This is a genomic window from Hansschlegelia sp. (assembly GCF_035538955.1).
In the GTDB taxonomy this organism is placed as follows: domain Bacteria; phylum Pseudomonadota; class Alphaproteobacteria; order Rhizobiales; family Methylopilaceae; genus Methylopila.
Genome location: NZ_DATLJK010000017.1, coordinates 1 through 16,527, shown reverse-complemented (window position 1 = coordinate 16,527; position 16,527 = coordinate 1). Strand labels below are relative to the sequence as shown.

Annotated in this window: 21 protein-coding genes; 4 read left to right on the top strand and 17 right to left on the bottom strand. The window is 66.5% G+C overall.

Annotation, left to right across the window (positions count from 1 at the left end):
- Window positions 1–204 precede the first annotated feature (204 nt).
- The 4 genes from VM780_RS16135 to VM780_RS17600 form a co-directional block, all read right to left on the bottom strand.
- Window positions 205–2,397: a VapE domain-containing protein gene (locus VM780_RS16135; protein WP_325449188.1), complete on the bottom strand. Its 2,193-nt coding sequence runs from the start codon at window positions 2,395–2,397 to the stop codon at window positions 205–207.
- 76 nt (window positions 2,398–2,473) lie between these two features.
- Window positions 2,474–2,680: a hypothetical protein gene (locus VM780_RS16130; RefSeq protein ID WP_325449186.1), complete on the bottom strand. Its 207-nt coding sequence runs from the start codon at window positions 2,678–2,680 to the stop codon at window positions 2,474–2,476.
- 84 nt (window positions 2,681–2,764) lie between these two features.
- Window positions 2,765–3,460, bottom strand: coding sequence for a hypothetical protein (locus VM780_RS16125; protein WP_325449184.1), 696 nt, complete (start codon window positions 3,458–3,460; stop codon window positions 2,765–2,767).
- A 160-nt stretch (window positions 3,461–3,620) separates the two neighbouring features.
- A complete protein-coding gene (locus tag VM780_RS17600) occupies window positions 3,621–3,842 on the bottom strand; it encodes an excisionase family DNA-binding protein (RefSeq protein ID WP_414652837.1) in 222 nt (73 codons plus the stop codon).
- Between the two features lie 467 nt (window positions 3,843–4,309).
- On the opposite strand from VM780_RS17600, the gene VM780_RS16120 reads away from it, so the two are divergent.
- The gene (locus VM780_RS16120) at window positions 4,310–4,510 is read left to right on the top strand and encodes a hypothetical protein (protein ID WP_325449182.1); all 201 of its coding nucleotides are present in this window, start codon (window positions 4,310–4,312) and stop codon (window positions 4,508–4,510) included.
- Window positions 4,511–4,582: 72 nt separating this feature from the next.
- Here the strand turns inward: VM780_RS16120 and VM780_RS16115 are convergent, their stop codons facing one another.
- From VM780_RS16115 to VM780_RS16095, 5 genes are all read right to left on the bottom strand, one after another.
- On the bottom strand, window positions 4,583–5,449 hold the full coding sequence (locus VM780_RS16115; RefSeq protein WP_325449180.1) for an MBL fold metallo-hydrolase: 867 nt from the start codon (window positions 5,447–5,449) through the stop codon (window positions 4,583–4,585).
- A gap of 11 nt (window positions 5,450–5,460) precedes the next feature.
- Window positions 5,461–5,910, bottom strand: coding sequence for a DUF6691 family protein (locus VM780_RS16110; protein WP_325449178.1), 450 nt, complete (start codon window positions 5,908–5,910; stop codon window positions 5,461–5,463).
- The gene (locus VM780_RS16105) at window positions 5,907–6,332 is read right to left on the bottom strand and encodes a YeeE/YedE family protein (RefSeq protein ID WP_325449176.1); all 426 of its coding nucleotides are present in this window, start codon (window positions 6,330–6,332) and stop codon (window positions 5,907–5,909) included. Before VM780_RS16105 ends, VM780_RS16110 begins: the two co-directional genes overlap by 4 nt.
- Before the next feature lie 425 nt (window positions 6,333–6,757).
- The gene (locus tag VM780_RS16100) at window positions 6,758–6,895 is read right to left on the bottom strand and encodes a hypothetical protein (RefSeq protein ID WP_325449174.1); all 138 of its coding nucleotides are present in this window, start codon (window positions 6,893–6,895) and stop codon (window positions 6,758–6,760) included.
- A 186-nt stretch (window positions 6,896–7,081) separates the two neighbouring features.
- A complete protein-coding gene (locus VM780_RS16095; RefSeq protein ID WP_325449172.1) occupies window positions 7,082–7,294 on the bottom strand; it encodes a cold-shock protein in 213 nt (70 codons plus the stop codon).
- Window positions 7,295–7,587: 293 nt separating this feature from the next.
- Here VM780_RS16095 and VM780_RS16090 point away from each other — a divergent pair, with 293 nt between their 5' ends.
- On the top strand, window positions 7,588–7,824 hold the full coding sequence (locus VM780_RS16090) for a hypothetical protein (protein ID WP_325449700.1): 237 nt from the start codon (window positions 7,588–7,590) through the stop codon (window positions 7,822–7,824).
- Window positions 7,825–7,846: 22 nt separating this feature from the next.
- Here VM780_RS16090 and VM780_RS16085 read toward each other — a convergent pair whose 3' ends face one another.
- Window positions 7,847–8,035, bottom strand: a complete 189-nt coding sequence (locus tag VM780_RS16085; protein WP_325449170.1) for a hypothetical protein — start codon at window positions 8,033–8,035, stop codon at window positions 7,847–7,849.
- A gap of 270 nt (window positions 8,036–8,305) precedes the next feature.
- Here VM780_RS16085 and VM780_RS16080 point away from each other — a divergent pair, with 270 nt between their 5' ends.
- Complete coding sequence (locus tag VM780_RS16080; protein WP_325449168.1) at window positions 8,306–8,605, top strand: hypothetical protein; 300 nt, start codon at window positions 8,306–8,308, stop codon at window positions 8,603–8,605.
- A gap of 123 nt (window positions 8,606–8,728) precedes the next feature.
- Here the strand turns inward: VM780_RS16080 and VM780_RS16075 are convergent, their stop codons facing one another.
- The 7 genes from VM780_RS16075 to VM780_RS16045 form a co-directional block, all read right to left on the bottom strand.
- A complete protein-coding gene (locus tag VM780_RS16075; RefSeq protein WP_325449166.1) occupies window positions 8,729–8,923 on the bottom strand; it encodes a hypothetical protein in 195 nt (64 codons plus the stop codon).
- Window positions 8,924–8,972: 49 nt separating this feature from the next.
- Entirely contained in the window at window positions 8,973–9,248 is a 276-nt protein-coding gene (locus VM780_RS16070; RefSeq protein WP_325449164.1) for a hypothetical protein, read from the bottom strand.
- A gap of 465 nt (window positions 9,249–9,713) precedes the next feature.
- On the bottom strand, window positions 9,714–10,235 hold the full coding sequence (locus tag VM780_RS16065) for a flavin reductase family protein (protein WP_325449163.1): 522 nt from the start codon (window positions 10,233–10,235) through the stop codon (window positions 9,714–9,716).
- Window positions 10,232–11,566, bottom strand: a complete 1,335-nt coding sequence (locus VM780_RS16060; RefSeq protein WP_325449161.1) for an LLM class flavin-dependent oxidoreductase — start codon at window positions 11,564–11,566, stop codon at window positions 10,232–10,234. The genes VM780_RS16065 and VM780_RS16060 overlap by 4 nt, the downstream gene beginning before the upstream one ends.
- Window positions 11,567–11,629: 63 nt before the next feature.
- On the bottom strand, window positions 11,630–12,754 hold the full coding sequence (locus tag VM780_RS16055; protein WP_325449159.1) for an LLM class flavin-dependent oxidoreductase: 1,125 nt from the start codon (window positions 12,752–12,754) through the stop codon (window positions 11,630–11,632).
- Window positions 12,751–13,062, bottom strand: a complete 312-nt coding sequence (locus VM780_RS16050) for a hypothetical protein (RefSeq protein ID WP_325449157.1) — start codon at window positions 13,060–13,062, stop codon at window positions 12,751–12,753. Before VM780_RS16050 ends, VM780_RS16055 begins: the two co-directional genes overlap by 4 nt.
- A gap of 65 nt (window positions 13,063–13,127) precedes the next feature.
- The gene (locus VM780_RS16045) at window positions 13,128–14,612 is read right to left on the bottom strand and encodes a sodium:solute symporter family transporter (protein ID WP_325449155.1); all 1,485 of its coding nucleotides are present in this window, start codon (window positions 14,610–14,612) and stop codon (window positions 13,128–13,130) included.
- 403 nt (window positions 14,613–15,015) lie between these two features.
- Between VM780_RS16045 and VM780_RS16040 the strand changes: the two genes are divergently transcribed.
- Window positions 15,016–15,903, top strand: a complete 888-nt coding sequence (locus VM780_RS16040; RefSeq protein WP_325449153.1) for a LysR family transcriptional regulator — start codon at window positions 15,016–15,018, stop codon at window positions 15,901–15,903.
- The last annotated feature ends 624 nt before the right edge of the window (window positions 15,904–16,527 follow it).

Below are 16,527 nucleotides of genomic sequence, written 5' to 3'. Positions count from 1 at the left end.
GAGCCGAGGAGACGTTTCGGCTCACGGCTGTCCGGATTCGACGCTCACCGAGGTTGAAATCGCCGCGCGTGGCGGCGTGGCATGCGTGGCGGCAGCGCGCCCGCGGCCCCCGCCTGCTGTAGGCGGAGAGGACCGGCCTTTAAGGCTTCCCGCCCCGCCGCCCGCAGCGCCTACAGCACATGCCACACCCGCCACGGCGCCACGCTAGTACTTGCTGCCGGGCAGTTCGTCGTCTTTGTGATCGGGTCGCTTCAACCGGACGTAACCGCGGACCGTCTTGTCTTTCTCGCGGAACTTACCTTGCTCCCAGCCGAGCTTCTTCATTGCGATAGCCAAACGCTTGGTCTGATGCTGGTTCTGTCGGTCGGGCGGAATTTCCAGGACGTACTGCAGGAGGTACGCCGTCGATATGCGCGCTTTCTCGCCCTCGGCGACGCCGTTGACGGGGGATAGGAGATCAATCCAGGGATCCTCCTCCAGGCGGCCAGCTTGCTCAGCAGCCGCCGCGTCCCAGAGTTCGCGCGGCAAGACGATTGACGCTCCTTCGGCCTCACGGACCGCGGCTTCGGCCCATAGCTGATCGCGATCGCGAGCGAGCGCTTCTAGATCGATGGCGCCAGTACGAACGGGCCAGAAGCGGCGGTTCCCGGTCTGGTCGCGGAGGTATTTGTCCTCGTTCGTCGTGCCGACGAAGATCGATTGCCGCGGGCGGGTCTCGACAAATCGTGCGTAAGCCATGCGTGAGCGATCGACGGAGCGCGATGCGAAAGCTTTGATTTTGTTGACCTCGGCGCGGCTCATCCCCTCCACCTCGCCAAGTTCATAGATCCAGACGCCCGCCATCAGCTCCATCTGCGTCTTTGAATCCTGGGTGAGAATCTCCTGGTCTGAGTGATTTTCCGGCCCTGCAAGGATCTTCAGGCTCGTTGACTTGCCTGAGCCCTGCGGGCCCTCAAGAACGACAATCTGGTCGAACTTCGCTCCTGGCTGCCTGACCCGGCGGATCGCTGCGACAAGAAGGATGACGCCAATCGCCCTGTTCAGAGGAGTGTCGCTAGCGTCGAGGTAGGTCGAGAGCCAGTGTTCGAGGCGAGGCGTCCCGTCCCACAACAACGACTCCAGCATCTGTAGAATAGGGTGAAACTGGTTTTCCAAGCAGAGGAAATGAACCGCCGCGAACACGTTGTCGGGCCGCGGATCGAAGCCGAACTGTTCGACGATGAGGTGGCGGATCACGACGCAAACATCATCGCTAACCTCGCCGTGATATTCCTCCACCTGCGCCCCATTAACCGCCTTACGGTTCCGGAAGCGATCGAAGCTGAAGGTGAGGCCGAGGCGGCGCAACGCCACGACAGTGTTAGCGAAAGTCGGCTTAGGCCTCTTCATCCCGTCGACGTCCGGCCAATCCTCGGCGCACGCTGCTCGCGCCGAGCGCGCCTGCTTGAAGGCGTAGGCCAGCACGTTCCGCTTCTCGCGGACCGATGCTGAAATGCCAAGCTGCGGATTGACCAGTACGCCCGCAATGAACTCATCCGAGCAGCCTGCCCGCACAAGCGCACAGGCGACGTGGAACACCGCTTCGCTGCGGGACCGAAAGCGAGCACCGTCGGTCCCGATTGGGCGATCCAGATCATCCCCACTGTCGACGATCGCCCGCGTCTCCTCAGAAATCGCCACCGGCAATTGGCTGAGAGCGACCGCTTCGACTGCCTCGGGAGGCGATGGCGTCTCCGCGATCGCCCCCTTGGGGCCCGCGGGCTTGGGGCCGTCGTCCGGGAAGTCGCCCAGCCCGTAGGTGCGGCTCCAATCCGCCTCGACGACCTCAGCGAGCCCGGGGCGGCGGCCGCGAGCCGCCTTCTTCGCGTTCGGGAGGTTGATCGTGCCCGGCACCCGAAGCAGGTGGTCGATGCTGAAGCACGAGTCGCCGCCCAGCCGCGCCGCGAGTACCTTGTTCAGGCGCTCGGCGTGATCCAGCTCATCAGTCGGCTCCTTGAGCACCCAATAGGCGTGGAAGCCGCCGCCCGAGAAGACGATAGCGGTCGGGGTGGGCACGCAGTTACGGATGCGCTCGAGTGCCTTCGGATCGTCGACATCGACCCAGAGCACGGAGGTTTCGAGCACGTCGGCCTTCTTCGCCTTCCGGTCCGCGAAGCCCGGGCGCATACGCGCCGGGTGGAAGTAGACGTTGGCGGCGTCGGAGCAGCCTTCGAGCCACTCCGTGAGCTCCTCTTCATCTTCGGACGAGAACGTCCGCGCTTTTATCCCGCCCGCTTGGGAAATCGCGACCAGATGCCAAGGGCCGCCAGGCTGGATGTGCCGCAGGAAGCTCAACCCCCGCTCAACATCCAGTTCAGGGGATAGATTCATCGCGCGCTTGTTGCCTTCATCGGTCATTTGCGGGTTCCTTAGGCAAGCCTCTCCCGTTCCTCGCCGGGGCGAGGCTGGACGACCTGCGATGTTGTGGGAGTGGTTAGCTGTTCGCGGTTGCCGCCATGCAGGCGAGGATCTCGCTCGCCCTGACGTATTTCCGGCTGTTGAAGAGACGATAGGTCGGCACTAGGCCCAGTCGGGCAGCGCGCTGTATCTTGAAGTAAGGAAGCCCAAGGAGGTCAGCGGCCTCCTTGAACGTGCGCAGCCGATCCAAGTCGGTCGCGCCACCATCATTGTTGTGCGTCATCTCCTGTCTCCATCTAGCGACCCAGTCGTCGCCGCGGAGACACCGTTGCACTGGCCCGACGCCAAGCCATCCCGGAGTGCCGCACTACGGGAATTTCCCCGGCACCGGAGGGATCGGATCGTCGATGCCCTCATCGACAAGTGCTTCCATTTCCAGGTAGCTGAATCGCTTCTCGGTGAACGTGTCCCGGAGCTGTCCCTTTTTTATGAGGACGTCAAACCAGGCCGCCGGGAATGTCGGGGAGCGAGGGAACGACGCGATATAGGCACCGAGGCGCTCGTCGATTTCGCTACGCTTCAAGCCTTCGGCCCTTCCCATAAGCGCGAGCTTAGCGATCCAAGTTCTCTGTGGCAGGTTGGACCGAGCGACCGCCGAACGCAGCGCGGCGCGGGACTGCGCCAACGTGTCAGCATCATCGAAAAGGTGGGAAGCCAGATACCCGTGACAGAACTGAAGCACGCCCCAAGCCTGAGCGAACTCCGGGGTGAGCGCTCTGGCCCGCGCAAGCCTCTGCGCGACCGGGAAGGTCGCACGTCCTAGCTCAAGGCAATAGTCGCGCTGGTCGTACTCGCTGCTGACAGCCCGAAATGAGAGAACTGACATCGGCGCGAGGGAGGTTTCTTTAGGCCCGCCAGTGCGGAACTCGCCCCGAACGGCCTCCTCGCGCGTCTCCGCGACGTAATCGAAAAGCACGTGACGCGCGTGCTCGAGATTGTCCTCGACCATCCGCCAGAAGTGCGCCTCGTCGTCGGGAGCGCGAGTGACCTCCGGATCGTACATCTCAGCCCTCTCACGCCGGTTTCAGCCACCAGCCAGGTAGCCGCGTGCGCGTAGCCGCGCCAGCCATACAAGCTGGGGTACTGTGCGCGGTCTACATAGGGTGCGGTAGCGACGTATGCCGCGGGCACTACGGCAGCAACGCAGTGGCCAACGAACGGGGCTAGATCCGCGAGGCCTGGATAACTCCTAGGACCTCAGAGAGCCTCACCAGTTTCCGGCTGTTGAACGGCGCGTAGGCGGGCACCGCTCCCGACTTCACCGCTCGCCGCAACGCCCAGTCATGGACGCCAAGCCGCCGCGCGGCTTCCTGGATCGTCAGGAGTGGCTCCACTTGCGGCTCAGATCCCGCCGAAGCCGGCGTCTCTTTGGTTTGTCGCGGCATGATGCTTCTCCCTCATTGGAGAGTGACCGGATCACGCCGATGGGACCGGCACAATTATCGACCAAGGCTCCCTGCGCGGGTTGCACCGCGGTTACTTTCACGCCCCTCCTTTGGGGTTCTCAGTTGGACAAGGGGCACTACGCTGGTTCAAAGATGAAACGGCCGCAGTTTTGAACTGCACCGTCGCCTCTTGTCCGCAAGCGTTCAGCAGTATACGATCACACCTTGTCAATTATCGTTTGCCAAGGTTGGGGTCGAGGGTTCGAATCCCTTCGCCCGCTCCAGTTCTCAGACTGCCGAAAAGCCGCGGATCGCTCCGCGGCTTTCGTCGTTTCTGGACGCCGAGCCTCGCAGAGGCGACGGAGCCGTGCGAGCATCTCGGTTGCGGCGCGGGCGCGCCTGTTCGTTCCGGCGGAGGCGTGGAACCGGCGATCTAGCCTGCGCCTTAGCAGCGGAGGAGAGCGCAAATGTCCGACGCCGAAGTCCCAGCCCGCCGCGCCGAGATCCACAGGGCCTCGTGGAAGCTGCGATGCGGGCCCGTCTCGACCGAGGCCGAGATCGAGATCTCCAGCCGGGGGCTCATCGCCGTCGGCGCGCTCGTCAGCGGCATCCTGCTGTCTGTCGCGCCGATCATCTGGGTGTCGACACGGAAAGCGCCGCGCCGGTGATCTGAATCAGATCGGCCGGCCGGTCCATCAGCGGGTCAGCCCAGAGCGACCGGCCTTTCCGAAGGCGCGCCGTCAGAGCCCGTCGATCGGGACCTTGAGGTAGCGCCTGCCGTTGTCCTCGGGCTCGGGCAGCTCGCCGGCTTTCATGTTCACCTGAAGCGACGGGATGATCAGCTTGGGCATGGCGAGCGTGGCGTCGCGCTCGGTGCGCATCTTCACGAACTCGTCCTCGCTCACGCCGTCGCGCACATGAATGTTTTCGGCGCGTTCCGCCGCGACCGTGGTCTCGCCTCGGATGTCCCGCCCGTTCGGCCCATAGTCATGGCACATGAAGAGCCGGGTCTCGGGCGGCAGCGCGAGGACCTTCCTGATCGACCGGAACAGCGTCCGGGCGTCGCCGCCCGGGAAATCCGCGCGCGCCGTGCCGCCGTCGGGCATGAACAGCGTGTCGCCCACAAAGGCGGCGTCGCCGATCACATAAGTGACGCAGGCGGGCGTGTGGCCGGGCGTGTGCATGACGCGGCCTTCGAGGCCGCCGACGCCGAACGTGTCGCCGTCCTCGAACAGGCGGTCGAACTGCGAGCCGTCGCGCTGGAACTCGCTGCCCTCGTTGAAGACCTTGCCGAAGGTCTCCTGCACGACGCGAATGCCCGCGCCGATTGCGATCTTTCCGCCGACCGCCTGCTGGATGTAGGGAGCGGCCGACAGATGGTCGGCGTGCACATGGGTCTCGAGCAGCCACTCGACTCTCAGGCCCCGGCTGCGGACATGCGCGATGACGGCGTCGGCGGATGCATGACTGACGCGGCCGGAGGCGTAGTCGAAATCCAGCACGCTATCCACGATGGCGCAGGCGTCGCTCGCGGGGTCCGTCACCACGTAGGAAAAGGTGTTGGTCGCGGGATCGAAGAACGTCGTGACGTCCGGGCGCCCGGTCATGGTCTCCTCCATCAGCCGTGAAGCGGGCTGCGCCGCCGGAACAGGCGGATCTCTGCCCGGTCGTAAAACGCCATCCCGGCCAGCATCGCAGCCAGGAAGAGCAGGGTCGCCGGAACGCCGAGCGCGATCGACGCCACGGCCGGACCGGGGCAGAGCCCGGCCATGCCCCAGCCGACCCCGAAGATCGCCGCGCCGCCGATGAGCCGCCCGTCAATCGTCCGGCTCGTGGGCAGGTGAAAGCGCTCGTCGAAGGCCGGCCGCGGCAGCCGTCGCGAGAGCCAGACGCCGAGCGACGCGGTCGCGACCGCGCCGCCTAGCACGAAGGCGAGGCTCGGGTCCCAGGCGCCGAAGACGTCGAGGAAGCCGCGGACCCGCGCGGGGTCCAGCATCCCCGACAGCGCCAGCCCGAAGCCGAAGACGAGGCCGCTCAGCCCCGCTGCGATGACGCGCGCGCCGTTCATGACGCCCCCGCCAGACGCATGACGGCGACTGTGGCGACCGCGGTCGCGAGGAAGGTCGCGACCGCGGCCATCGAGCGCGGCGAGAGGCGGGCGAGGCCGACGACGCCGTGGCCGCTGGTGCAGCCGGAGCCCATGCGCACGCCGTAGCCGACGAGCAGGCCGGCGATCACCAGCACCGGCGCCGAGGCGACGACGTGGATCTCCGGCAGCCGGCCGAAGACCAGAGCGTAGAGCGCGGGCCCGAGCACGAGGCCCGCCGCAAACGCGGCGTTCACGGCGACGCCCGCGTCGGTGCGGCGCCAAAGCCCGCTGAGAATGCCGCTGACGCCTGCGACGCGGCCGTTCAGCGTCATCATCAGCGCCGCCGCGAGGCCGATCGCGATCCCGCCGAAGAGCGACGGCCAATAAGGCTCAAGCGTCATGCGCGACCTCCGGATACCGGGGAACGGAAGGATGCGGGCCGCCGGAGCGCGACGGCGCCGGCTGACGGGGACCGGCCTCGGCCGTGCGGAGGCGCTTCGCTCTCAGCGGGACGCGCGACGATCATCGGCCTGTTCGGGCCGGACAGGCTATTGAGGACTGCGGCCGCGACATCGGCCTGCTCTCGCGTCGGGCGTCCGGTCATGACGACCTCAGATCCGCCCCGTACGATAATATCAATCGGGCGCGTCGCCCAGCCGCAGCGGCTCTCCGGCGCTGGCGTTGCGCGGCGCCTATGCCGCCCGTCGTTCCACGTCGGGGACAATCCGCCATCGCCAGCGCGACGGCAGGCGCACGAGCGGCTGCGCCCGTGCGCGCTTGGAAAATCAGGGCGACGCCGGCCGTGCTGGCGCGAGGCGCAATCCGTTCAGGACTTCTTGGGCTTCGGCGGCGTGCCGGAGGTCGCGGAAATGCCGCGCGTGAGCGTCATCGGGGGCGCGACGGGCTCGCGAACCTTTTTGGGCTTCTTGGCTTCCTTGTTGCCGCGCTTCTGTGCCTTGGCCATGCGCCTTGCTCCCGGTCTGATCGGCCCGCCGAGCTTGGGCCGAAAGAAAAACCCCGCCGTCCTTGAGACGACGGGGCGTGAGGACGCCTAAGCGCCCCTCCGGGCCTGACGCTGCGGCGCGGCCGCAAGCGAGGTTCGCCAGTACATCCGTGGTCGACCTCGCTCGATCGGCGCGCTGCGGCGGGATCAGGCCTGAATTTGCAGCCGGTCGGCCGTCATCTTGCCGCTCTTGCGGTCGGCGACGAGCTCGTAGGTGACCTTCTGGCCTTCCTGGAGATCGAAGATGCCGGCGCGCTCCATGGCGCTGATATGCACGAAGGCGTCGGCTCCGCCGTCATCCGGCGCAATGAAACCGAAGCCCTTCTGGGCGTTGAACCATTTAACTGTTCCCGAAGACATGGGAACTCCTTTTTAAAACAACGAAAGATGCGCGCCCGCCCGAAAGCCAGCGCGTGGGATTTGCCATTTCATAGAAATAAAACCCGGCCGCGAGTTGTCGCTCGTCTGGGCCAAATCGTACGTCACTGAACTAACCGGTTGTTAGTACGCCCGGCACGCCCGGTTTACAAGGATTGTTTCCAGGTACATTTCCGCTAGAAAAGACGTGCGCGTTAGCAGGCGCTATCGAGGTCTGGCTGGCGGTTTCACGCGCGGGCGGGACCGCAGCGGACGCAGGAGCGCTCTTGGACGTTATGGTCAAACCGGTCGCCGGCGGAAACGAATGGCGGCTGACCGATCTTCTCGGCCGCTCGATGGGGGTGGTGCGCGCAGTCGAGGGCGGCACGTTTCTGGTCGAGCCCGACGGCAACGCGCGGGTGACGATGACCGGGATGCGGTGCGGTCCGTTCAATTCACTCGACGATGCGCTGGCTGCGATCGAGACGCATACGAGAGGCGTCTGCCGTCGCGAACCTCCAGAGGCGCCCTGAGGCCGGGCTCCCGGCTTCCGCCCTACCGGTCGTCTTCGGCCGCCCGCAGCCGCGCGGCGACCGCCAGCGTCGTTTCCGAAGAGTTCACCACCGCCCCGCCCTCCATGACGATGACCGTGGCGCCGGTCGGCGACGTCTGGATCGCAATCACACGGTCCGGGCGGACGAAGTTCATGCCGCCGAGACTCTTCACTTCGATCAACTTCGCCAAGGGAGCCGCCTTCCGCCGTCATGCCGCGCCGCGGCCCAAGTCATTGCGCATGAACCCGTTTCGCCGCCGCCGCTGACGCGCCGGACCAACGGAGCATGCGCCACCGAAAGTAACCCGTCTTCTGCTCGAAAAAATCTCGCGCCCAAAATAATTTCAGCGCAGCCGTCAAGTATGATTAGGTGAGCGGAGAAATTTTTACCCTCTAAAGAAGAGTATCAGATGAAATATTTAGGCCGCATTAATCGCCGAGGAACTTTAAGCGATGGCCTGGTGGCGAGCGCGCTTGAAATCGAGTGCTACGAACAGAAGGGCGGCTTGGTCACGGCCTCCGGCGAAATCGAGGTCGCCGGGTCGGCGCTCGCGCTTTTCCGCGGCGGCGCCAAGGTCGCCTTCGTCACCGAGGACGGCCATGAATTGAGCCTCGTGCTGGCGGACAGCAAGACTGCGCCGGTCGGCGCCGTCGCGCAGGTCGTCGCGACCGGCGATCTCCCGGCGATGAAGAACGGCTCGCTCGGCTGGTCCCAGCCGGCCGCCCAGAAGGGCCCGACGAGAGCCGCGTCCGCGGCCTGATCGCCGCCCGGCCTCCGCGACGTCGAACGCGCGCCGCTCGAGGCGGGGCGCAGTTCATCGCGCTCCGGCCGAAGTCCAGACGCGCGCCTTCGGAAAGATCGCTTCCGACGACGCGCGACCGCCTCAGTCCAGCTTGGTCATTCCGCTTTCGGCGGCGACGCGCTCATGATTTTCCGAGGCGTCCTTCACACGGTACTGGGGATCTCCCTCTTCCCGTCCCGAAGGCATCAGGCGGGTGATCTTCGCCACCACGCGGCGCGTGCCGAAGCCCGCCGACAACGCGACCGTCTGCCCGACCTTGAACCGATGAACCGCCATTTGCTGCTCCTTATTCTCTTGAGATTGCATTGATCGGACGAAGCGCTCGCTAAACAGCGCGCTCCGGTTGGCCGCCGTCCGCCTCAAGCGCCGCCGCAAGCTCTGCGCTGTCGACGAGGTAGGACCGGCTCACGCCGGCGCCTGCAGAAAGCGCCGGCGTGAGCAGCATCGTGGCGGTCCTGCGGAAAGCGAGAAACGAGACGCCAAGGATCTCCTCCTCGTCGATCAGGAGGCGATAGGTTCCGGCCGGCTGCCGCTCGTCAAACGCCTTGAGCTTGAACGGCTTCTGGAACGTCACGGTGGTTTCGGTGCTGCGCGTCGACATGGTTTGGCCTCAGGGGTTCCTTGCCGCCGGCTTCCGAGCGCCCGGAACGGCGTCCGGCAGTCGCGTCATCCTGGCGGCTCGCCGGAGAGCCTTGGACCCGCCGTCAGAGCGATCAGCATAGGCTTGACGGCGACACAGCGCCGCCGGTCCCGCCTCTTCTGAAATAAAAATGCGTGGCCGGTCCCGCAAATCCGCCGATATGGCAGAAGCTATGACCGTAGATCACTTTGGAAGATGCGCGCACCCTCCCCTATTTACAAGAAGTTTCTCGGCAATGAGAGGCTGGCTTCGCAGCTCAGGCGCCACAATACGTGTGCGATGTGTGCGCAGAACTGGCTCGCCGCGCGGAGATGCGGCGGGCCTGCCGAGCTTGAGCCGCCCCTCGACGCTCAGAGGTAAGATCGTGCGCCTATGCGCCCCGTGGCGGCGCGCGACGAGCTCCAGAGAAGCGAGAGCGGCGGCGTCTCAGCAGCGCCCGTCCTGGCCGGCGGTGAGATAGCCGCCCTCGAAATAGAGCAGCGGGCTCCCGGCGGGCCCGAGCTCCGCAGCTTCGACCTCGCAGAAAACGACGATGTTGTCGCCCGCCGGCACGACTTGCGTCACGACGCCGGAGATCGCGGCGAGCGCGTCCGTCAGCACAAGCGCGCCGCACAGGCGGCGGCTGGGAATTTGGCGGTAGCTGCCCGGCTGGACCTTGCTCGCGAAGGTCTCCGACAGGGCGCGTTGCGCGCCGGAGAGAACCGACACGCCGATCCGCGCGCCGGCGATCATGCTGTCGAAGCTGTCGCTGCGCCGGGAGACGCAGAACAGCAGCATCGGCGGATCGGCCGAGACCGACGTCACTGAGGTCGCAGTGAAGCCGTGGAGATCCTCGCCGCGCTGAAAGGTGACGACGCAGACGCCGGAGGCGAGCCGCCGGAACGCCGCCTTGAAGTCGTCGACGACGGAGGCCGGGTTCTGCGCCGCCTCCGCGCTCGGAGCGCTCATGAGGACAGCAGGTTTTCGCGCAGCGTCGCGCCCTCATAGGCGGTTCGCAGCCGCCCGCGCCGCTGCAGCTCCGGGACCACCAAGTCGACGAACTCCTCAAAGCAGCCGGGCGTATAGGTCGCCGCCAGCATGAAGCCGTCCGCGCCGCCCTCGTCCATATAGGTCTCCATCTGGTCGGCGATGTCGGCGGCGGTTCCGACCGCGACCGGCATGCCCATGCCTTGAGCGTAGATCAGCGCGGCCTCCTTGACCGTGACGGGAACCTTACCGTCCGGGTCCTTCGCGTAGATGATCGACTCGAACAAGCCCTGGATCCCCGGCACCTCGAGGTTCTGGACGTTCTCATCGAGTCTCATTTTCGAGAAATCGAGCCCGAAATGACCGGACATCCAGGCGACCGCCCCCTCGAGGGGGATGCACGCCTTGATCCGCTCATACTTCTCTTGCGCCTCTGACCGCGTCTCCGCCACCACGGTCTGCAGTCCGTAGATGTACTTCACGCTGCCGGCGCGTCGATCGAACTTCGTCTCCAGCCGCTCGTCCAGATCGCTCGCATACTGCTTCATGCGGTCGACGCCGGGATGCACGGCGAAGATCGCCTCCGCGTGCTGAGCCGCGAAGTCACGGCCGCGGTCGGAGGAGCCGGCCTGCCAGATCACCGGCCGCCCCTGCGGGGATGGCGCGCAGAAGTGCCGCCCCTTGCATTTGAAGTACTTGCCCTGGTGGTCGATCAGCCGGACCTTGTCCGGATCGGCGTAGACGCCCGTGGCCTTGTCGGCGACGATGGCGTCGGGCGCCCAGGAATCCCAGAGCTGGTAACAGACGTCGAGATACTCCTCCATCTTGTCGTAGCGCTCGCCCCGCGGCGTCATGTCGACATGACCATAAGCTTCCCACTCGCTCTTCGAGTAGGAGCTGACGACGTTCCACGCGACGCGCCCCTCGGTGAGATGGTCGAGGCTCGAGAGCAGCCGGCTCATTGCGTAAGGGTGCATGAACATCGTCGACAGGGTGACGCCGACGCCCAGACGCTCCGTCGCGCCGGTGATGATGGGCACGATGGTCGAGGGTTCGTGGGTCGGGCACTGCACGGCGTACTTCACGGTGGCGTCCGAGCTGTCGCCGAACGTCGAGTACGGCGCGAGCTCGTCGGCGATGAACATCGCGTCGAAGAAGCCGCGCTCCATCGTGCGGGCCATGTGCCGCCAGTAGGCCGGCCGGGCGAAGTCGTAATTGATCTTGTCCTTGAAGTTCCGCCACATCCCGGTGGCGTGGCTGTTGACGCCGTGCTGGACGAACCCCAGCAGGTGGGCCTTCTTTTTGGCGGGCATGGGAGGCTCCTTGCGCGCGGCTCGCGCCGCGGATTTCGATGAAAGGCCGGCGGGACCCCCGCGTCAGGCGACGCTGCGCGGCTCGAGGTTCTGCTGGAGGGGCCGGATGACCCGTTTGGTGAAGGGGCCGGCGTCGCGCATCGGGTCGTCGAACTGGCAGACGATCCGGTCGACCCCGATCGCGGCGAGTTCGGGGATGCGCGCCCGCACCTCCTCGAAGCTGCCGATCAGCCCGAGCTCGAACCCGGCGTTGGAGTCGACCATCTGCTCTTCGTCGAGATCGGCCCAGGCGGCGGCGCCGGACTGCCGCATCACCTGCCGGAAGAACGAGATGGTCTCGACGTTGCGCCGGGCGACGACCGATCGCCAGCGCTCCTGGGCCTGCGCCGGGCTTTCGGTCGCGATCACATAGGCGTTGACCGCGATCTCGATGGAGCGGCCCCAGCGGTTCGCCTCCTGGCGAGACGCCTCGATGTGACGCTTCATCTCGGCGTCCGGCATGCCGTTGAGGAACAGGCAGTGGCCCCACTCCGCCGCCATTCGCGTGGCGCGCGGCGAATGGCCCGCGATCCACACCTCCGGCATCGAGCTCTGGTCGAGCCCGTAGCTCGGCGGCGCTCCCGCGGCCGCGTCGCCGCCCGCCGGAAACACCGGCGCGGCGTCCTCTTCGTCGGCCGCATGCGCCAGCTGCGCCGCCGGCCGGAACAGGCCGTGCAGATCGCGCAGGAACGCGCCCGCCCGGTCGTAGCGTCCGGCGTGATCCAGCCAGCTCACCCCGGAGAGCTCGAACTCCTCCTTCCACCAGCCGCAGACGATGTTGAGCGCCAGGGGCCGCTCGGCGACCTTGCTCAGCGTGTCCAGCATCCGCGCCACCAGGAAAGGCGACCGGAAGCCCGGTTTGACCGCGCCGCAGAGCCCGATCCGGTTGGTGGTGGCGGCGATCGCGCCGAGCAGGCTCCAGGCGTCGGCCACGCCCTCCGACGGCCCATGGATGCAGTTCAGCAGGTTTTCCGAGGCATAGAGAAAGTCGAAGCCGAGCGCCTCCGCCTGCTGCGCGATCGCGAGGCAGGCGGCGACGTCCGGCGCGGTCGGTTGATCGACGGTGCGGAGCCAGCCGCCATAGACCGGCAACCAGACGCCGAACCGCATGGCGCCGGGGGTCTTGCTTGCGGAGGCGCTGGCGCTCACGGGCGCGCCTTGGCGTCGTTCTCGAGGAAAAATGCGAGGCCGATGCCGGCCGCCGTCACCAGCACCATCAGCGGGCCGGCATAGATGAAGAGCGGGTGGACGCCCGCAAGGCCGATCGCCAGGGCCGCGCCCGCGACGGCGAGCGCGATGCTCCACCAGTAAGTCTTGACGTCGCCGCTATCGTCGACCTCGACGGTGTCGTCGGCGTAGCTCGCAAGCGCGATGCGGGTCCCTCGCACATAGCCGGCGACGAACAGGATGGTGGCCAGCGCGCCAAGCGCCAGGAACAGCATGAGAAGCATGGACATCTGGAGGCTCCAAGGATGTGGGAGACGGACGCGGCGCCGGAACGCCGCGCCCTTGGCCGGGTCGATCAGCCTTCGAGGTTGACGGCCTGCTTGACGCCGAGCTCGCCCATGTCGAACGCCCGCCGGGACGCGAGCCCCGCGGCGATGACGACCGCCGCGCTGATCGCCACGATCGAGAGCGTGCCGACGAGTTCGCCGTATTCCGCCCGCAGCGTCATCCCGATCAGGATCGACAGCACGATCCCGCCCACGAAGCCGGCCGTATTGGTCCGCGGCCACAAGATGGCGAGGATCAGCGGCATTAAGACGGAGGTCTTGAGCGCGTAGGTGGTCAGCACCAGGGAGGTGAAGTCGGCGCCCGAGAGCACGATCACCGCGGCGATGATCCCGCCCAGCAGCATCGACAGCTTGGTGATGTAGAACAGCCGCGACTCCGACGTCTTCGGCGCATAGCGCTTCACGATGTCGACCGCGACGATCGAGGACAGGGCCGAGCTGGCGCCGTCGATGGTGGAGTAGCAGGCCGCCAGGATGGCGAGCACGTAGGCCACGATCAGCACGAGCGGCAGGCCGATGTGCGAGATGATGTAAGGCCCGACCGCGACGATGTCGCCGCCGACATCCGCCGGGGTGAGGCCATAGGCGAGGCCGACGAGGCCCAGGACGCCGAAGCAGATCGGGATCGGGTAGAACAGCACGCCCGCCCACAGGAAGGAGCGGCCGACCTGGTTCGGCCGGATCGCCCAGACCTTCTGCCAGAACGTCTGGTCCGCGACCGTCGCCGCCAGCAGGCCGAAGGCGAGCGTCACGCCGAACCCGGCCGCTGCGTCGGTGTTGAACACCGACAGTTTTGAGGGATCGGCGTCCGCCACCTTGTCGAACACCGCCGTCGCGCCGCCGTCGATCAGCCCGAGCACCGCGACGACCACGATCGCGGACGGCACGGTGATCATCCAGGTGTTGATCGTGCCGGTCATCACGCTGGTCCACAGCCCGCCGAAATACGAGTAGGCGAGCACCACCGCGACTGTCAGCAGCGTCGCCAGCCGCCAGTCGATCGTGAACACGGTCGACATCACGACCGCCGTGCCCTTCAGGTTGATCAGGATCTCGAGCAGGATGCCGAAGATCATCGTCACCGTGACGACGCCGGAGGCGACGCGGGACTGCTCGAAACGGTTGAAGATGAACTGGCTGATCGTGTAGCCGGCCGGCATCCGCCGGCGCAGAACCTTGGCGAGCGGCACCACGGCCATGATCGCGAAGCCGTTCGGCACTACGAACCAGAACAGGCCCGAGAGGCCCCACTGGAACGTCATGGCGGAGCTCATCATCACCGCCATCGCCCAGGTCCACACCGAGACGATCGCGCCGACCCCGAAGCCGAGGCCGATGCGCCGGTTGGAGATGATGAAGTCATGCGTGTTGCGCACGAGCTTCGTCTTGATGACATAAGCCAGCACGAGGAAGACAAGGCCGCAGCCGATCATCAGCGTTAAGCCGAGGCCCTGCGTTAGATGTGGTGAAACGACGAGTTGCGCCTTATCCATGCCAGTCCTCCGGCGTTCGGTCGGGCGGCGATGGCGCCCGCGGGTCGTGGAGGCTTGCGCAAGCCATGTGCCACGCGCGTCGAAGCCGCTCGGCGCGCTCAAAATTGAAGCTGCTGAACAAGAAACGGCCGCTTCCGGGCGGTCCTTCCGCAGTCGCGGCTCAGATCGGAGACGGCGACATTAATTTCCCTTGTGAGGTCGAAACCGAATTCATGGCTACGCGAGGCTGGAAGGCTTCTCGGCCTGCGGCCATTAACCGGGCTTATCCGGTTCACGCCCGGCGCCGCCTGAACGATCAAGCGGCGCCGCGCCTTCAGCGCCGCAGCGCGGCTGGCGCGGAAGTTGATGGAGCCGGCCGGCGGGCGCGCCTCGCGCCGCCGCTCGCTGTCGACAAGGCCGCCGCATGAACTTCGAGCAGATGAAGATCTTCGTGGCCGCCGCCCAATACGGCAGCTTCACGATCGCGGCCGAGAAGCTCGGCCTCACGCAGTCCGCGGTGAGCATCTCGGTCAAGAAGCTCGAGGAGCGGCATGGGGTGACGCTGTTCGACCGCTCCGGCCGACGGCTCGCCGTCACCGAGGCCGGCCAGGTGCTGCTGTCGGAGGCGGAGCGCATCCTGCGGGACGTCGAGCTCACCATCCGCCGCCTTGAGAGCCGCCGCACGCCCGAGGACCGCTACCCGATCGTCGCCTGCAGCCCGAACGCCTATGACTTCTGGATGCCGGCGCTGGTGTCGCGCATCGGCGGCGCCAAGGACATGCCGCGCATCGAGCTGCTGCGCGGCGCCGATGACGAGGTGAAGGCCTGGGTCATGCGGGGCACCGCCGATGTCGGGGTGACCGAGATCGCGCCCAGCCATCCGCAGTTCCGCCATCTCGGCGTGTTCGACGACAGGCTCGTGCTCGCCGGCGCGGCCTCGGTGGCGGCCGCCGCCGGGAGCCCGTCCTGGTCGACGCTCCCGGAACTCGGGCCGATCCTCTGGGAGGAGAGCGACCTCACGCCGCTCATCCTGGAAGCCCTCGGGGCGAACGGGATCGACGCGCGGCGGATCGCCTACAAGTCGCTCAGGCTCGCTTCGACCGCCGCCGTGGCCGCCGCGCTGGAGGCCGGCCGCTGCGCGGGCTTCGTCGCCGAGCGCGCCGTGCGGCACGCGCTCGCCACGGGCGCGCTCGCCAGGCTCGGCCGGATCGAGATCCCGCTGCGCTACTGGATGTTTTCCCTGAGAGAGCGTGAGATTGAGGCCTTCGCGTCCCTCGTCGCGAAGGCTGCGCAGGGTTCCGGCGGCTCCTGACGTCCGGCGCGCCGAAGCGGGCGCCGGCGAGAGCGCGCTCGCTCTGTCGGATGGCCTCCCCTCCGAGAACGTCGGGCCGACGTGGACTTTTGGCGCTGGATCGATGTCGCGGCTTGGCCGCCTCTTCCATGCCGCGATGCGGCGCCGACGCTCTGTAGGGCCCGCCCCCGCCGGTGGATGAAAGCGCCCTGATCCGCACCGAATGCGCTCGTTTTCCTGCGGACAAGACGCCTTTGACGCCCCCCTCCCCGCTGTGGATAAGCGCCCCCGGAAGGCCCGCTCCGGCGCCGCGCTGCGCAATTTTTCGGAAAGCCGGCGTTGACACCCCGGGAGCCCGGGCGTACATAGCCCTCACACCGGACGACGGGGCGGCCAATAACGGCCTCGGCGGCCCGGATATCTGTCTCAAAAGAACGGCGAAGTCGAGCAATCGAGCGGAGCCGGCTGTGGACGGACTTGAACGGCTAGGGTGGCGTCACCATCTTGGCTGGGAGCAGGCGGTTTTGTCGTCTGTTGGCTGTTTGACAAGTAGATTTATTGAAAGAGAAACGTGGTCGGCGGGGTTCTTGCGGCCTCTGGCGTAAAGCTGGGGGCATGTACAGAGACTTCGGCGGTTAGACGTTT

What these genes read in the sequence shown, in the direction of transcription:
- VM780_RS16070 (WP_325449164.1), bottom strand. Translation starts at nt 9,248, where the DNA reads ATGTCGACGCGCAGCACCGAAACCACCGTGACGTTCCAGAAGCCGTTC.
- VM780_RS16090 (WP_325449700.1), top strand. Translation starts at nt 7,588, where the DNA reads ATGGTCAAACCGGTCGCCGGCGGAAACGAATGGCGGCTGACCGATCTT.
- VM780_RS16115 (WP_325449180.1), bottom strand. Translation starts at nt 5,449, where the DNA reads ATGACCGGGCGCCCGGACGTCACGACGTTCTTCGATCCCGCGACCAAC.
- VM780_RS16060 (WP_325449161.1), bottom strand. Translation starts at nt 11,566, where the DNA reads ATGCCCGCCAAAAAGAAGGCCCACCTGCTGGGGTTCGTCCAGCACGGC.
- VM780_RS16040 (WP_325449153.1), top strand. Translation starts at nt 15,016, where the DNA reads ATGAACTTCGAGCAGATGAAGATCTTCGTGGCCGCCGCCCAATACGGC.
- VM780_RS16075 (WP_325449166.1), bottom strand. Translation starts at nt 8,923, where the DNA reads ATGGCGGTTCATCGGTTCAAGGTCGGGCAGACGGTCGCGTTGTCGGCG.
- VM780_RS16135 (WP_325449188.1), bottom strand. Translation starts at nt 2,397, where the DNA reads ATGACCGATGAAGGCAACAAGCGCGCGATGAATCTATCCCCTGAACTG.
- VM780_RS16045 (WP_325449155.1), bottom strand. Translation starts at nt 14,612, where the DNA reads ATGGATAAGGCGCAACTCGTCGTTTCACCACATCTAACGCAGGGCCTC.
- VM780_RS17600 (WP_414652837.1), bottom strand. Translation starts at nt 3,842, where the DNA reads ATGCCGCGACAAACCAAAGAGACGCCGGCTTCGGCGGGATCTGAGCCG.
- VM780_RS16050 (WP_325449157.1), bottom strand. Translation starts at nt 13,062, where the DNA reads ATGTCCATGCTTCTCATGCTGTTCCTGGCGCTTGGCGCGCTGGCCACC.
- VM780_RS16125 (WP_325449184.1), bottom strand. Translation starts at nt 3,460, where the DNA reads ATGTACGATCCGGAGGTCACTCGCGCTCCCGACGACGAGGCGCACTTC.
- VM780_RS16095 (WP_325449172.1), bottom strand. Translation starts at nt 7,294, where the DNA reads ATGTCTTCGGGAACAGTTAAATGGTTCAACGCCCAGAAGGGCTTCGGT.
- VM780_RS16065 (WP_325449163.1), bottom strand. Translation starts at nt 10,235, where the DNA reads ATGAGCGCTCCGAGCGCGGAGGCGGCGCAGAACCCGGCCTCCGTCGTC.
- VM780_RS16105 (WP_325449176.1), bottom strand. Translation starts at nt 6,332, where the DNA reads ATGACGCTTGAGCCTTATTGGCCGTCGCTCTTCGGCGGGATCGCGATC.
- VM780_RS16130 (WP_325449186.1), bottom strand. Translation starts at nt 2,680, where the DNA reads ATGACGCACAACAATGATGGTGGCGCGACCGACTTGGATCGGCTGCGC.
- VM780_RS16110 (WP_325449178.1), bottom strand. Translation starts at nt 5,910, where the DNA reads ATGAACGGCGCGCGCGTCATCGCAGCGGGGCTGAGCGGCCTCGTCTTC.
- VM780_RS16100 (WP_325449174.1), bottom strand. Translation starts at nt 6,895, where the DNA reads ATGGCCAAGGCACAGAAGCGCGGCAACAAGGAAGCCAAGAAGCCCAAA.
- VM780_RS16120 (WP_325449182.1), top strand. Translation starts at nt 4,310, where the DNA reads ATGTCCGACGCCGAAGTCCCAGCCCGCCGCGCCGAGATCCACAGGGCC.